This is a genomic window from Rahnella sikkimica, assembly GCF_002951615.1.
In the GTDB taxonomy this organism is placed as follows: Bacteria; Pseudomonadota; Gammaproteobacteria; order Enterobacterales; family Enterobacteriaceae; genus Rahnella; species Rahnella sikkimica.
Genome location: NZ_CP019063.1, coordinates 82,280 through 97,662, shown reverse-complemented (window position 1 = coordinate 97,662; position 15,383 = coordinate 82,280). Strand labels below are relative to the sequence as shown.

At 53.9% G+C, this 15,383-nt stretch carries 12 protein-coding genes; all 12 read left to right on the top strand.

From position 1 onward, the window contains the following. Positions 1 to 82: 82 nt before the first annotated feature. The 12 genes from BV494_RS21890 (at position 83) to BV494_RS21835 (ending at position 15,378) form a co-directional block, all read left to right on the top strand. Positions 83 to 352 (top strand): DUF7710 domain-containing protein, encoded by a 270-nt coding sequence (locus tag BV494_RS21890; RefSeq protein ID WP_104924926.1) that lies wholly within the window; start codon positions 83 to 85, stop codon positions 350 to 352. A gap of 263 nt (positions 353 to 615) precedes the next feature. Next, positions 616 to 1,107, top strand: coding sequence for a hypothetical protein (locus tag BV494_RS21885; protein ID WP_104924925.1), 492 nt, complete (start codon positions 616 to 618; stop codon positions 1,105 to 1,107). Between the two features lie 111 nt (positions 1,108 to 1,218). Then, positions 1,219 to 1,386, top strand: coding sequence for a hypothetical protein (locus BV494_RS26140; RefSeq protein ID WP_226790123.1), 168 nt, complete (start codon positions 1,219 to 1,221; stop codon positions 1,384 to 1,386). A 713-nt stretch (positions 1,387 to 2,099) separates the two neighbouring features. Further along, on the top strand, positions 2,100 to 2,435 hold the full coding sequence (locus tag BV494_RS21875) for a hypothetical protein (protein WP_192938203.1): 336 nt from the start codon (positions 2,100 to 2,102) through the stop codon (positions 2,433 to 2,435). Between the two features lie 77 nt (positions 2,436 to 2,512). After that, entirely contained in the window at positions 2,513 to 3,241 is a 729-nt protein-coding gene (locus tag BV494_RS21870) for a 2-phosphosulfolactate phosphatase (RefSeq protein WP_104924923.1), read from the top strand. Between the two features lie 122 nt (positions 3,242 to 3,363). Next, a complete protein-coding gene (locus tag BV494_RS21865; RefSeq protein WP_104924922.1) occupies positions 3,364 to 4,809 on the top strand; it encodes an MFS transporter in 1,446 nt (481 codons plus the stop codon). 50 nt (positions 4,810 to 4,859) lie between these two features. After that, a complete protein-coding gene (locus BV494_RS21860; RefSeq protein WP_104924921.1) occupies positions 4,860 to 5,753 on the top strand; it encodes a dihydrodipicolinate synthase family protein in 894 nt (297 codons plus the stop codon). Positions 5,754 to 5,934: 181 nt separating this feature from the next. Further along, on the top strand, positions 5,935 to 7,287 hold the full coding sequence (locus tag BV494_RS21855) for an SrfA family protein (RefSeq protein WP_104924920.1): 1,353 nt from the start codon (positions 5,935 to 5,937) through the stop codon (positions 7,285 to 7,287). A 4-nt stretch (positions 7,288 to 7,291) separates the two neighbouring features. Beyond that, positions 7,292 to 10,279: a virulence factor SrfB gene (locus tag BV494_RS21850; protein WP_104924919.1), complete on the top strand. Its 2,988-nt coding sequence runs from the start codon at positions 7,292 to 7,294 to the stop codon at positions 10,277 to 10,279. Beyond that, a complete protein-coding gene (locus tag BV494_RS21845) occupies positions 10,276 to 12,657 on the top strand; it encodes a virulence factor SrfC family protein (protein WP_104924918.1) in 2,382 nt (793 codons plus the stop codon). The genes BV494_RS21850 and BV494_RS21845 overlap by 4 nt, the downstream gene beginning before the upstream one ends. 287 nt (positions 12,658 to 12,944) lie before the next feature. Then, entirely contained in the window at positions 12,945 to 15,095 is a 2,151-nt protein-coding gene (locus BV494_RS21840; RefSeq protein WP_104924917.1) for a carbon starvation CstA family protein, read from the top strand. A 79-nt stretch (positions 15,096 to 15,174) separates the two neighbouring features. Continuing rightward, positions 15,175 to 15,378 carry a YbdD/YjiX family protein gene (locus tag BV494_RS21835; RefSeq protein WP_104924916.1) on the top strand — a complete coding sequence of 68 codons (204 nt, stop codon included), beginning with the start codon at positions 15,175 to 15,177 and terminating at the stop codon, positions 15,376 to 15,378. The last annotated feature ends 5 nt before the right edge of the window (positions 15,379 to 15,383 follow it).

The following is a 15,383-nucleotide window of genomic DNA, read 5'->3' as shown; positions in this document are numbered from 1 at the left end:
ATGCTAATAAATCAACAATCAGAAAAACCGTTGATAAAATTCAACGCTGGTTTAGGTTTCAAAATTATGAATAGGTCTTCATATGAAAGAGATATGGGTATTTAATGGTTCAATGGCTCGTTTTCCTTCAGGATTATTTTTTTCATTGGATAATGCAAAAGAATGGATAAAGGATAATAAATTATCAGGAGTATTAACGAAATACCCTATTAACACAGGGGTTTATGATTGGTCCATTGAGAACGGTTTTTTTACCCCTCAAGACGAAAAACATAAACTTCCTTCATTTATTGGGTCTTTTACATGTGCTTCGTTGGATCATTTTCACTTTGAAAATGGTGAAGAAGATTAATATTAGATTTACCAGAACCGTTAAGAAAAAAACACGAAAATAAATCTCGAGCTGTACCCGCATAACCAGGTGATGCAGCTCGGCAGATATGATTACTAGTACGACATATACGGCAGAACTACAGAAAAACGCACCCACGGCGAGCGCTGGTTGTACCGCTATAATCCTGACGGTACGAGCAAATCTACAGATGTAGTGAAAGTTATTATTAGTGAAACCAAAAGGCCCTGTCACAGCATATCCATATATATTAGGTGATTAAAATGCAGATAATATTTCAAGCCAACGATAAATTGGTAGAGTTAGATCCTTATTTAGATCAAGGGGAAATGGGTGTTTCCGACTTCCAATTTTCTCTGGAGGAACTGTCTCAATATATAACAGGTCGTATTGAGATGCGTTTTGATCTAAATAGGAAAGTATCTCTTGATTTGTTTTATGATTTTGCAGTGTGTTATGAAGAAATTGTTGAGTCGGTAATTAATGTGAAAAATGGTTTTTCTAATAAAAAAAGGATATGGTTCTGTGAGCAGGGTTCAGATTTTTATATAAATTATGAAATCGAAGGTAAGAATTTATTACTTGAATATAAAAAAGGCGGTTGTGTCGGCTTTCCTAATAATAAAATAGAGGATTTTACTGTTAGTATTGATAGGAGTGTTTACGTTTCTGAGTGGGTTAACTTATTTGCCTCAATAGTTAAACTATTCGAAATCAAGTTAAATAAAAAAATCAATTTTCCACTTGGCCTCTAGAATGACTGTTTATACACGGTTGAAATAAAACACTGGTTAGGTTTGAAATATGCCCAACCTACAAACGTCCACTTAACCATGTGTTTGTAGACGAAATAATGGAGACTAATAATGTCTGCAGAATATATACTGTCATTCTCTGATGAATGTTGGTATCAGGAAAATAGAGAAATAATAGATGTTGAAATTACATCATTAAAAACCTTCTCTTGTAAAAATGACAATGAGTACAGGCTATTAGGCTCAGAGCCTGGAGTGGGTGAAAATGATTGGTCTTAAGATGTCAGGTTGTTTTTGGATTTTTTCAGTATTTTCATTGAAATAAGCACTCATCCAGACTGTATTGAAAAAGACTTATCTTTCCTATTTGAAAGAATTCGAAAGGAAACAAAGATACAAATCCTTGATGAGGATGGAGAACAATCTGGGTGGTAATGTAATGATACCAATAGGTTGAAATCATAGGTTGGTCAGGTTAGAAAGTTGCCCAACCTAAGAAATTCAACTACTCGACTCACTAAGATAATGTATTATGAAGATTAGTTATGTCTGCTGAATTCACATTTAATTTTTCTGATAATTCCTGGTGTATAGAAAATAGAAAAATAGCAATCTGATAGGGAAGGAAATTGTAACATTAAAAATATTCGTTACAAATGATTATATCGAATATCATTTGGCTGGTTATGAAATAGATAGGCAGCCAAAAGATTGGTTGTATGATTTCAGGATTTTTTTGCAAGCAAAGAATTTGTTTATTGAAATAAGTGCGCATCCATTAAGCATAGAGACCGATTTGACTTTGCTTTTTACCTGGTTTAGAAAGCAAACTCAGATATTTATTATCGATGACGATGTTGAGGATTATGGTTGGTTGATATTTTTGGTTACAGAGTTGTAAAAACCCAGTCGTTAAGGTTGAATTAATAACGTTGTCTAAATCGATTTTTTTGTTAAAATAAGTTTTTATCATTAATAAAAGGTGGGCTATAGTGAATGGCATATATCAGGAAATACCCAGTTTATCAGTTGATGATATTATGGATCGATTGCATTCCGCTAACTCGGAAGAACTAACACTTTTATTGTTAGGGTTGACAGAATTAGATGATTGGCCTTGGGTTCAGGATGTATATCTTAAATTTATTAACGATAAAAATATATGGATTGCATCTGCAGCCATTAGCGGCCTTGGTGATCTCGCGAGGATCCACAGGCAGATTGGCAAGGAGCACGTTGTTAAAGCTCTGACTGATTTGGCAAGTTCCCGTAAAGAACTTATTGGTAAAATTGGCGATGCTTTGGATGATATTGCTATATTCACTTAACAGTTAGTTCATGGGCTGAAAAATAACTCCCAAACAATAATATAAACTTAACTCCGCCCCCCAAACAGGTCACTCCCATGAATGATTTCTCACAAACCCATTATGACATCCGCCTGGAATGGGGTGTTCAGGCGGTAGAACAAATGGTGGCTGAGGTGGATTGCATTGTCATTATTGACGTGATGTCGTTCTCGACCTGCGTAAGTGTCGCTACGGAGCGTGGTGGTTTTATTTTTCCGTACCCGTGGAAAGATACCCGCGCTCAGGATTATGCGGCTGAGAAAAATGCGCAGTGCGCGCAGTTTGACCGCCGTTTTGAGGGGCCGGGGTTCACGCTTTCGCCCTATTCTTTGCAGGAAATGCCCGCCGGTACCCGGCTGGTGCTGCCCTCACCTAACGGTTCTGCGCTGACGTTTAGCGCGAAAAAATCAAAGGCGGATATCTTCACGGCATGTTTCCGTAATCTGTCGGCAACGGCACGCGTCTGCGAAAAGTATTCCCGCATTCTGGTGGTTCCCGCCGGAGAAAAGTGGCCTGACAACACCCTTCGCCCGGCGATTGAAGATCTGGCTGCTGCGGGTGGTTTGATATCGCGCCTCAAACACCGACGTTTATCCGTAGAAGCGCGCGCCGCCTGTGCCGTCTACGAGACGATGAACCGGCAGGAGCTTCGGTATTGCGGTTCTGCGCTTGAACTTCAGCAACGCGGATTTACTGCTGATGTCGAACTCTGCTTACAGGAAGACGTCTTCCACACCGCCTGCAAACTCACAGATGAGTCTTTCTTTGCCGCACTTCCTGCATAAAACCGCTCTTTTTGATCCTCCGCAGATCTATAACCCGCACAAAGGTGTGTGATAGGTTGACGACTTGTCATCTATCTTTCGCTGCGCCTTGCAGCGCCTTCGTGGTGTCCGGGACAGAATAAATGAGCCAGAGTAAATCGGATGCGTCAGAACATCCGCAGGGAGATTCCGCGGTTAACTCCGGAATTTCCGTTATTGCTTTATTGGTTGCAGCCGCTTTCTTCATGGAGTTCATCGACGGTACGGTGATTGCCACCGCGTTGCCACAAATGGCGTTGTCGTTTGGCGTTTCAGCGGTGGATCTTAACGCGGGGATGAGCGCGTATATGCTGACGCTGGCGGTGCTGATCCCGGCCAGTGGCTGGGCGGCGGAGCGTTTCGGCGCGCGCAATGTGTTCACCTTTGCGCTGGGCGTGTTTACGCTGGCTTCCCTGTTTTGTGCGCTGGCGACCAACGTCAGTGAATTTATCATTCTGCGTATTATTCAGGGGATTGGCGGCGCGCTGATGGTGCCGGTCGGGCGTCTGACTGTGCTGAAAACTACGCCGAAACCTCAGCTGATTAAAGCTATTGCCACCCTCACCTGGCCTGCGCTGGTCGCGCCAATTCTCGGGCCGCCGCTCGGCGGTTTTATCACTCACTACGCTTCCTGGCACTGGATTTTTTACATCAACGTTCCGCTGGGCATTATCGCGATGATGCTCGCGTGGCGTCTTTTCCCGCAGGAAAAACCTGACCAGCCGAAACACTTCGACAAACCGGGTTTTCTGCTGACCGGCCTGGCGATGCTCTCGCTGGTGACGGGGCTGGAGCTGATCAGTCAGGACCATATTTTGTGGATCACTGCTATCGCGCTGCTGGTGGCGGGCGTTGTGCTGTCGGTGCTGGCGTTACGGCATCTGCAACGTGACCCCGCGCCGATGGTGCATCTGGGTTCGCTGGCGATCCCGACGTTTCGCATCAGCATGGGCGGTGGTTCGCTGTTTCGCGTGACGATCAGCGCCGTGCCTTTCCTGCTGCCGCTGATGTTTCAGGTGGGTTTCGGGATGGATCCTTTCCACGCCGGGCTGCTGGTTCTGGCGGTTTTTGCCGGGAATCTGGCGATGAAACCGGCGACCACGCCGCTGATCCGCCGGTTCGGATTCCGGCCTGTGCTGGTGGTGAACGGATTACTGAGCGTTTTCTCGCTGCTGTTTTGTGCGTTTCTGACGCCGGGCACCCCCGGCTGGCTGGTGATGCTGCTGCTGTTTCTCGGTGGTCTCAGCCGTTCGATGCAGTTCACCGGTATCAGCACGCTGGCTTTTTCTGATGTTCCGGCGAAACAAATGGCCGATGCCAATACGCTGTTCAGCACGGTTTTACAGCTTTCTGTCGGGCTGGGCATTACCGTCGGCGCGCTCGGTACGCGGCTCGGCGAACAGCTGATCGCCGCGATGCACTGGGATGCCATTCCCGGCCTGAGTTTTAAAGTCGCGTTCGTGGTGATTGCAATTCTGACACTTTTTGGCTGGCTGGATATACTGCGGCTGAAACCCGACGCCGGTGTCTCGGTGTCCGGCAAAAAGTGAATGATGACGCTATGATTAACCGGGCTAGTTAACTTCCTTCGGAGAGACCGATGTTCACAGGATTAAGTGCTTTTCCCCTTACGCCGCTCACGGAAAACGGCATTGACGAGAAATCTTTTGTCAGACTGATTGACCGGCTGGTCAGCGCTGGCGTGGATTCCATTGGCGCGCTGGGTTCGACGGGCAGTTACGCCTATCTGACCCACGAAGATCGCGCCCGCGTTGCCCGTCTGGCGGTTGAAAATGCGGGTGATGTGCCGGTGATGGTCAGCATCGGTTCTGTGCGGACGTCGGATGTGTTACGTCTGGCCGAAGATGCCCAGCAGGCGGGCGTGAAGTCGGTATTACTGGCACCGGTGTCGTACCAGAAACTTAACGAAGATGAAGTGTTTACGCTGTACGAAACGGTGTCCCGCAACCTGTCGGTGCCGTTGTGCGTTTACGATAATCCGAATACGACCCACTTTGAATTTTCCGATGCGCTGTATATGCGCGTGGCGCAACTGCCGCACGTTGCCAGCATCAAAATCCCTAACCTGTCGCCGGATCCGGTTGCCACCCGTCAGCGGCTGGATGCGCTGCGCGCCTTACTGCCCGCACATATCAAACTGGGCGCGGCGGGTGATCTGGCGGCGGCAACCGTTCTGACGCAAGGCGGTGACGTCTGGTATTCCGTGATTGCCGGTTTGTTCCCGGAAATTCCGGTAGCCATTGCCCGCGCGGCGAAAAGGGGTAATGCGGCCGAAGCGCAGGCGTTATCGGCGCAGCTTGAGCCGTTATGGGTGTTATTCAGAAAACACGGCAGCGTACGCGTTGTCGCCGCCGCGGCTGAATTACTGGGGATGGTTTCCGCGCCCTGCCTGCCGTTACCGCTTCAGTCTCTGGGCGGCGATGAGCGTCAGCGTCTGGCGGGCGTTCTCGAACAACTGCGTTTACAGGCCTGATTTTGATGGCGGGGGTTTGTCCCGCCGTTATTCCCTTCTCTATTCCCACGCCATAAACAGCCACCCTTTTTGTTGCTTATTCCCCCGTTTGATTTCGCTTAAATCCCCTAAAGTGTCCGCATCATGAACCTTTTCTGCCTGTTTTCTTCCGCAGCGCAAAACCAATAAAGGCTTTTCTGGCGTGGCAAAATCATTTTTACGCAGTGGCAGTCTCAACGACATCCTTGCGCTGGGCGAAAACGGGCAACCGGTTTACGCATCAGCCCTGCAATTACGGGAAACCTTACGCCTGCGTAAACACCCTGCAATTGCCGATTGTCTGGCTATACCGCAACTCAATGAAGCCGGTGACCGGCTCGACTGGTATTCCCCGCGCGAAGGCAAAGTGGTGTCCTGGGCGGCGGCCACCGATTCGGCCCGCGCCTCGGCGCTGCGCCAGCTCGAAAACTGTCTGGATGCCGTGGCACAAATCAGCAAGGCGGCGAAAGCGTCTGAAAAATCGGCGAATCAGTTTTTCGGCTCCCTGCTGGAAAAAGCGTTTCGCTTCCCGGATCAGAACCACGTTTATCTGGTAGGCGGCCAGCCGGTGCTGACGTTCTGGGGCTTTGTCAGTCTGGATAACACCCATAGCGCCGACCCGTTTGCGGCTTTGCGCAATACGCTGAAAGCGGAAGAACCGCTGCCGACGCTGTCGCTCGCCGCTGAAAAACCGCGTGTGCAGGAACCGGTCGTCGAACTGCCTCCGGCACCGCGCGTGATCAAAACCATTGAAGCCCGCGCCGCCGAACAGGAAAACGCAACGCCTGAACCGGTCGCCGCGCCGCGCGGTAAAAAATCGCCGCTGATCTGGGCCTTACCGGTCGCGGCGCTGGTCTTCGCCGGTTCTGCTGCCGCCTGGTTGTATTCGCGTGCGCCTGAACCGAAAGCGGAAACCGCCAAAACTGACGCGCCAAAACCGGCGGCTGAACCGGTCGCTATCGCGCCTCCTCCGGTCGCAACGGAAGTAAAAGCGCCGGAACCAGAGGTCGCGAAACCGGCTCCTGCCGCCCTGCCGGTTGCGCCGGCGGCTGTGGTGGTTCCTGCGCCTGAACCGGTGGCAGAAGCCGAGAAAAACCCGGTCGTTGCCGAGCCTGTACCGGTTCCGGTCAGCAAGAATGCGCTGGTGCTGCCAGCGGACGCGGTAAAAATCGGGTCAACCAAATTCCTCAACGGTAACTGGACAGCCATCGTCGATATTAAAGATCCGGTGACCGGCAAGCCGCCGGTGCTGCGTTATCAGATTAAACAAGGTCAGGGAACGGTGAAAATCACCTACGGCGCGGGCGTGACCTGTCACGCTGAAACGAGCGCGGGCCTGATGCAGTCGGGCAAGCTGGTGATCAACAGCCGCTACAGAGCGAAATGCAGCGACGGTTCCCGTTATCAGATGCCGGAAATCAGCTGTACTCAGGGCGCGACGGGCGCTGCGGTGTGTCAGGGGCGTTACAACGGTGACACGGTTTACCCAATTACCATGAAGCGCGAAGGTAAATAACAGCATGCTGGCAACCATTACAGATTTTAAACAGACCATTTTTAAGCAGGCCGTGACCCTGATCCAGGACAGCGGCATTCAGTTTCTCGACTTCGCGCTCAAGCCCGTATGGGACGACGCGCTGCCTGCCAAATTCGTGCGCAAAAGCGCCAACGGCCCGCTGCTGCGTCTGGATTTTAACCCGCAAAATGGCCGTCATTTCTTACCGGGCGTGGATGGCGGCGCGCCGGAAGTGGTGCGTCCTGAATTCAGTTTCCCGCTGGAACAGTCGCTGAAATTGCTCGATCAGATCTGGCTGCCGCTGCCGTTCCTGCGTTTTAATCCTCCGCGCACCTTTATGGCTGGCCCGGATAACTGGGCGCGTGTGCAAATCCGTGCGCTCGATACGCCGGAAGCGGACGGCAGCACGCACCGCGTGGTGGTGGCGTTTGATACCCGCGTGACCGAAGGCGATGACGAACAGGCGCTGCTTGCTCCGACGCCGGACGACGTGAAAAACGGCATTAACTTTGCGCTGGCGTGGCACAACGAAGAGCTGCCTGAGTTCCTTGACCATACCTGGGTGGACGGCTGGCTGCGTGAGGTCTTTACCGAGCAGGCTGCACTGCGTGAAGACCGCGAGGCGCGCAATATCAAAGTCGCGCTGCGCGAGTTTGAATATCAGGCGCACTATCTGAACCTGCTGGAAATGCTCGGCAGTCAGCTGAGTATTCCGGAGCTGAAGATCAACGGCGCGACGCTTCAGGAACCGGCGATCAACGTGGATCTTATCCTCGACGTCGGTAACTCGCACACCTGCGGCATTCTGGTGGAAGACCATGTCGGCGAAACCGACGGCCTGAAACAGACCAGCGAACTGCAACTGCGTGACCTCTCACAGCCACATTTCCTCTACAACGAGCTGTTCGAGAGCCGTGTGGAATTTGCTCTGGCGCGCTTTGGTAAACCGAACTTTTCCGTCGAAAGCGGCCGCGATGACGCGTTTACCTGGCCGTCGATTCTGCGTGCCGGTCGTGAAGCGAGCCGTCTGGCGCTGCTGCGCGAAGGCACCGAAGGATCGACCGGGATTTCCAGTCCGCGCCGTTATTTGTGGGATGAAGACAGTTATACGCCGGGCTGGCGTTTCAGCCAGGGCGGCCACGGTGCGGTGCAGGAACCGGTGGCGGCGGCGATGCCGCTGACGTTCCTGATCAATGACGAAGGTCAGCCGCTGTCTGACCTGCCGCCGGAAGACCGCCTGCCGGTGTTTTCTGCTCATTACAGCCGCAGCTCGGTGATGACGCTGATGCTGTCCGAACTGCTGGCGCAGGCGATGATGCAAATCAACAGTCCGGCGCAGCGCATCCGTATGTTGCGCTCGTCCGCGCCCCGCCAGATCCGCAATATTATTCTGACGCTGCCGTCGGCGATGCCAAAACCTGAGCGTGAAATTTTCCGCCGCAGAATGCAGGAAGCGATTGGTCTGGTGTGGAAATCGATGGGCTGGCATCCCGCGGATGACGGTTTCAAAAATCAGACCGATAAAGCCAAAAGCCGGTTGCCGGTGCCCGATGTGCAGATGGAATGGGACGAAGCGACCTGCGGCCAGATGGTGTATCTGTACAACGAAACGCAGGTGAATTTCGGCGGTCATACCGGTGAATTCTTTGCCAGCATGGCGCGCCCTGACAGGGAACTGGCCGACGATGAACCGGTGGGCAAAACCCTGCGCATCGCGTCGATCGATATCGGCGGCGGCACCACCGATCTGGCGATTACCCAATACTGGCTCGACGACGGCATGGGGAATAACGTTAAAATCACCCCGCGGCTGCTGTTCCGTGAAGGGTTTAAAGTCGCGGGCGACGATATTCTGCTCGACGTGATCCAGCTTTATATTTTGCCCGCGCTGCACGCCGCGCTGAAGAAAGCCGGGCTGGCGAATCCGGACAGCCTGATGACGCGCCTGTTTGGCAGCGAAGGCCGCATGGACGGCCACGCGACGCTGCGTCAGCAAAGTACGCTGCAAATTTTCATCCCGCTGGCTCACGCCGTGCTGGAAGTTTACGAACGTTTTGATCCGCTGGACACACACGCGGAAATTGATGCGCCGTTTGGCGAACTGCTGGGGCAACATCCGACACAGAAAGTGCTGGAGTATCTGCACAGCGAAATTCAGCGCGTGCTCCCTGCCGGTTCCGCCGTTTTCGATATTTTGCAGGCTCCGCTGGTGCTCAAACTCAGCAAACTGCACAACGAATTTTTATCCAACCGCATGAGCATCACGCAGAATCTGCGTTCGCTCTGTGAAGTGGTGTCGCTGCACGATTGCGATGTGCTGCTGCTGACCGGCCGCCCTTCGCGTTTCCCCGGTATTCAGGCGTTGTTCCGTCATCTTCAGCCGTTGCCGATTAACCGCATGTTGTCGCTGGACGGTTATCACACCAGCGGCTGGTATCCGTTTAATAAACAGGGGCGTATTGATAACCCGAAATCCACGGCGGCTGTAGGCGCAATGCTGTGCCTGCTGGCGCTGGATTTACGGCTGCCGGGCTTCTATTTCAAGGCCGGTGATTTCCAGCCGTATTCCACTGTGCGCTATCTCGGCATGATGGACGGCAATCAGGTACTGACCGACGACAACGTCTGTTACAGCGATATCGACCTGGATGCGCATGATTACAAGCTCGACAGCGCCGCCAGTTTCCGTATCCGTGGCGCGATTTGTCTCGGTTTCCGTCAGTTGGAAAATGACCGCTGGCCCGCGTCGCCGCTGTATACCCTGTCGATTGCGGAGCCGGAACTGGCGCGTAAAGTGGCGGGCGACAGTGTGCTGCGTGTGAAGCTGGCGGTTAAAAAAGGTGAAGATCACCCGACACCGGAATTTTTCGACATCGCCAGCGCGGTGCTGGATAACGGCACCAAAGTGCCGTCCCATCACCTGCGGCTCAGGCTGAACACACTGGGCGAAAGCCATTACTGGATCGACAGTGGGAGCGTATTCGTCTCATGACAACAAGTATGACAGTTTCAACGCCGGTACCGGCATTGACCACCAACGCATTGCAGCGCCAGTTCGAAGCCGCCGCTGCGACGATGGGCGACGCGCTGAAATGGGTGGATTCCACCCGCGAACAGGCTCCGCGTCTGGATCTGGAAGCCGACCGCCTGCGTTTGCAACTCAAACGTTGCCGCGATAAAGCTCAGCGTCTGGCACTGGCGTGTGAATTGCCGCCTGCGCTGGGTTTCTACGGGCATTCGCAGGCAGGGAAGTCCTATCTGATTTGTTCCCTGGCGGCCGGAAACTACGGCCGTCTTGAAACCCGCCTCGGCGGCGTGACGCTCGATTATCTGACGCAGATTAATCCGGGCAACCGCGCTGCCCGTCTGGCGACCCGCTTTACGCGTCAGGTGGATGTGAGGGACCGCGCTTTTCCGGTACGCATGTTGCTGCTCAGCGAAGCCGATCTGGCGCGCATCGTGATCCGCGCGTTCGAACCGGACGCTAACTACCACGTTCCCGATACGCAGCAGATTACCGAGCATCTGAATAAGCTGATGATGCACCGCCAGCCGGAGCCGGTGGACGGCTTTACCAGTGAACAGATGATGGGATTATGGGATTCGATGATCCGCCTCGACGCCCGCCGTTTCCGTCATCTCAACGCGCATTACTGGCCGGTGGCCGTGAAGCTTGCGCCGTATCTGAACGTTGACGACCGCGCGCGCCTCTTCTCTTTGCTGTGGGGCAATACGCCTGCATTAACCGCCGCTTATCGTCATTACGCGCATACGCTGCAACATCTCGGCAATGCGCAAAGCTTGCTGGCACCGCTCAGTATTCTGGTGGATGACGCGATGCAGCCTGCGGACGGGATTTTCAGCCCGTCGCCGACCTGGGATATTCAGGTGCCGGTTTGCCCGCAGTTTGGTGAAGAAACCGGTTCACCGGTGACGTTGTCACTGGCAGAGCTGGCGCTGCTGGCGTCGGAAGTCCAGATTCCGCTGCTGACGGCACCCCGCGAAGTGCTGTTTGAACAGACTGACCTGCTGGATTTACCGGCGCAAAGCGTGCTTGCGGAAGACGGCACGGACGACGAAAAAGATGCCCTGTTCCGCGCCAAAATGGCCTATCTGCCCGAGCGTTATACCGACCGCCATGAAATGAATATGCTGATGGTGTGTACTGCCGCAGACAAGCGTGATGAGGTGGTCGCCGTGGGCCGCACGCTGGAATACTGGGTCAAAGAAATGCAGGGCGAAAACACGCAGGTGCGCGCCCGTCGTAAGCCGGGGCTGGTCTGGGTACTGACGCCGTTTGACCGCCGCATGACCGAATCCGTACATTTCGACGAAGCCGTGCAACGTCATGTGGGCAATCCGGGGGATGCCTGGGGCGCATTGCTGGCGATGGACGAGCGCGGGCTGCAACGTATGGCCGATTATCTGGTGGCGGAAATTCGCCCTGAAATCCGGCTGAACCGTCTGGCAGAACTGCGTGACGAACTTTACCGCGAGCTGGCGGATAACCTGCTGGGGCGCTGGTTCCAGAAAGGCGAAGTGGCTGACCCGGCGAAAAAGCAGCATACCGTGCAGACCGTGATTAAAGCTTTGCAGACGCGCACCGGCGTCCACGGCGAATTGCTGGAAAAACTGCTGCCCGGCCGCGAAGAGTTGCACCGGATCTATCACGAGATTTCCGGGCAGGACGCCGCGTCCGGCCCGCAGGATCAGATGGCGGCAGAAAGTTTTGGTATCGGCATTGATATAGATTTGTTTGCCGAGCAACAGGATGTGCAGCCGTGGCAGGAAAAACAGGATGATGGCGCGGCATTTGCGCGTCAGGTGCAGCGTTACTGGATAAACCATCTGCGCGGTTTGCCGGAAAACGAGCCGCTGATCGCCCTGCTTGGCGTGGCGAAACCGACGGTGGAACTGCTGATGGAAGAGCTGATCACCGCCAGTTTCCGGCTGAACATGGGTGACGCGCTGCTGCGTTCGCTGGGCGGAAGCTTGCCTGCCGGTGCGCGCGAGCATGAACATCACGCCGACCGGCAGGTTTCCCGCGCGCTGACCGTGCTCGGTGATTTCGTCGCGTGGCTCGGCTATGAAAAACTCAGCGAAGCCGAACGTCCGGAAAGCCGCATCAACAAGGGCAATAAGATTTTCGCCAAGCCGCAGAAAAACGTCGCCAGCTGGAAATCGTCCCGCAGGCTGACCAAACTCTCCGCGACGCCTACCAATTCGACTGCGTTTTACATTTACGACTGGCTGGTCGGGTTGCAGGAAAGCATCATGCGTAACGCCGGTTACGCCGCGGGCGGTGAAATTCCCGCGCAACAACGCGAACAGTTAGAACGGCTGCTCGGAAAATTATCCGTTCCGGCCTGAAAATAACCCGTCACAGGGGCAAAACGCCTCTGTGACGCGGGTTTGCAGTGAGATCTAAATCACAAAATTCAGTGGGTTAGCGCGACATCAAAACCGCTTACCGCCTCCAGTAACCGCTTATCTCCCCATACAACCGCTTAACCACTCTTTCCCCCGTTTTGCGGTGAAATTCGCCATCCTGTGTCTGGCAAAAAAATAGTGATCTTCTCTTATAAAAGCCTCTCTCACTATTCATGAGGGGCATCCGTGAGGGGCATTCGTTGGCTATTCTGATAACCAGGTTTCTTATGAATACAAAATCAATATTCAAGCATATACCCTGGATGATTCTGGGAATCATCGGTGCTTGCTGTCTGGCAGTTGTTGCCTTACGGCGAGGTGAACATATCAGTGCGCTGTGGATTGTGGTGGCATCGGTTTCGGTCTATCTGGTGGCCTACCGGTATTACAGTCTCTACATCGCGCAAAAAGTGATGAAGCTGGATCCGACGCGTTCAACGCCCGCCGTGCTCAATAACGACGGGCTGAACTACGTGCCGACGCACCGCAATGTGCTATTCGGTCACCACTTTGCGGCCATTGCGGGCGCAGGTCCGCTGGTCGGGCCGGTACTGGCGGCGCAAATGGGCTATCTGCCCGGCGTGCTGTGGCTGCTGGCGGGCGTGGTGCTGGCAGGTGCTGTACAGGATTTCATGGTTCTGTTTATCTCCTCGCGCCGTAACGGGGCGTCGCTCGGCGAGATGATCAAAGAGGAAATGGGGCCGGTGCCGGGCACCATCGCCCTGTTCGGCTGTTTCCTGATCATGATTATTATTCTGGCGGTGCTGGCGCTGATCGTGGTGAAAGCGCTGGCGGAAAGCCCGTGGGGCGTGTTTACGGTCTGTTCGACGGTGCCTATCGCGCTGTTTATGGGCATTTATATGCGCTTTATCCGGCCAGGACAGGTGGGTGAAATCTCGGTCATCGGCGTGCTTTTGCTGATTGCGTCCATCTGGTTTGGTGGCGTGATTGCGGCGGATCCTTACTGGGGTCCGGCGCTGACGTTCAAAGACACCACCATCACCTTTACCCTGATTGGCTATGCGTTTGTTTCCGCACTGCTGCCGGTCTGGCTGATTCTGGCACCGCGCGATTATCTGGCGACATTCCTGAAAATCGGCGTGATCGTCGGGCTGGCGATCGGGATTGTGATCCTGAATCCGGAACTGAAAATGCCTGCGATTACGCAGTACATTGACGGCACCGGTCCGCTGTGGAAAGGCGCGCTGTTCCCGTTCCTGTTTATTACCATTGCCTGTGGGGCGGTGTCCGGTTTCCATGCGCTGATTGCGTCCGGCACCACGCCGAAACTGCTGGCCTGCGAAACGGATGCGCGGTTTATCGGTTACGGCGCGATGCTGATGGAATCTTTTGTGGCCGTGATGGCGCTGGTTGCGGCCTCCATCATCGAACCGGGTTTGTATTTTGCGATGAACACCCCGCCAGCCGGTCTGGGCATTGTGATGCCAAACCTGCATGAGCTGGGCGGCGATAATGCGCCGATGATTCTGGCGCAGCTGAAAGACGTGACGGCGCACGCGGCGGCCACGGTGAGTTCATGGGGCTTCGTGATTACCCCGGAACAAATTCTGCAAACCGCCAAAGACATCGGCGAACCTTCTGTGCTGAACCGCGCGGGTGGCGCACCGACGCTGGCGGTGGGTATCGCCCACGTCTTCCACAAGATTGTGCCGTTTGCCGACATGGGCTTCTGGTATCACTTCGGGATCCTGTTTGAAGCGCTGTTTATCCTGACTGCGCTGGACGCCGGTACGCGTTCGGGCCGCTTTATGTTGCAGGATTTACTCGGCAACTTTATTCCGTTCCTGAAGAAAACCGATTCGCTGGTGGCCGGGATTGTCGGTACCGCCGGTTGCGTGGGCTTATGGGGATATCTGTTGTATCAGGGCGTGGTCGATCCATTGGGCGGCGTGAAAAGCCTGTGGCCGCTGTTCGGGATCTCCAACCAGATGCTGGCCGCCGTCGCGCTGGTGCTGGCGACCGTGGTGCTGATCAAAATGAAACGCACTCAGTACATCTGGGTCACCGTGGTTCCGGCACTCTGGCTGCTGATCTGCACCACCTGGGCGCTGGGCCTGAAACTGTTCAGCACCAATCCGCAGATGGAAGGCTTCTTCTTCATGGCCAGCCAGTATAAAGCCCGCATCGCTGCCGGCGGAGCGGAACTCACGGAACAGCAAATCAGCAACATGCACCATATTGTGATCAACAACTACACCAACGCCGGGCTGAGTATTCTGTTCCTGATTGTGGTGTACAGTATTATTTTCTACGGCTTCAAGGCGTGGTTGCAGGCGCGTAAAACCGACCAGCGCACCGACAAAGAAACGCCATACGTGCCGGTGCCGGAGGAAGGCATCAAACTCTCCAGCCACTGATGATGTTGTCTTACTGCCCCGCACGCGCGGGGCTTTCCTGCATAAAGCATGGCGGCCAGTACCCATAAAGGAGCGGCTTGTGTTCGATAATTTAGGCGCGGCGAAGAAGTACCTCGGTCAGGCGGCGCGCATGCTGGTGGGGATCCCGGATTACGATACCTACGTGCTGCACATGCAGACTAATCATCCTGATAAACCGATGATGACTTACAAAGAATTTTTCCGCGAACGCCAGCAGGCCCGCTACGGCGGTGACGGCAAAGGCGGGATGCGCTGTTGTTAACAGGA

Excerpts from the sequence above, each read along its gene's own strand:
- BV494_RS21890 (WP_104924926.1), top strand. The coding sequence starts at position 83 with ATGAAAGAGATATGGGTATTTAATGGTTCAATGGCTCGTTTTCCTTCA.
- BV494_RS21885 (WP_104924925.1), top strand. The coding sequence starts at position 616 with ATGCAGATAATATTTCAAGCCAACGATAAATTGGTAGAGTTAGATCCT.
- BV494_RS26140 (WP_226790123.1), top strand. The coding sequence starts at position 1,219 with ATGTCTGCAGAATATATACTGTCATTCTCTGATGAATGTTGGTATCAG.
- BV494_RS21870 (WP_104924923.1), top strand. The coding sequence starts at position 2,513 with ATGAATGATTTCTCACAAACCCATTATGACATCCGCCTGGAATGGGGT.
- BV494_RS21865 (WP_104924922.1), top strand. The coding sequence starts at position 3,364 with ATGAGCCAGAGTAAATCGGATGCGTCAGAACATCCGCAGGGAGATTCC.
- BV494_RS21860 (WP_104924921.1), top strand. The coding sequence starts at position 4,860 with ATGTTCACAGGATTAAGTGCTTTTCCCCTTACGCCGCTCACGGAAAAC.
- BV494_RS21850 (WP_104924919.1), top strand. The coding sequence starts at position 7,292 with ATGCTGGCAACCATTACAGATTTTAAACAGACCATTTTTAAGCAGGCC.
- BV494_RS21845 (WP_104924918.1), top strand. The coding sequence starts at position 10,276 with ATGACAACAAGTATGACAGTTTCAACGCCGGTACCGGCATTGACCACC.
- BV494_RS21840 (WP_104924917.1), top strand. The coding sequence starts at position 12,945 with ATGAATACAAAATCAATATTCAAGCATATACCCTGGATGATTCTGGGA.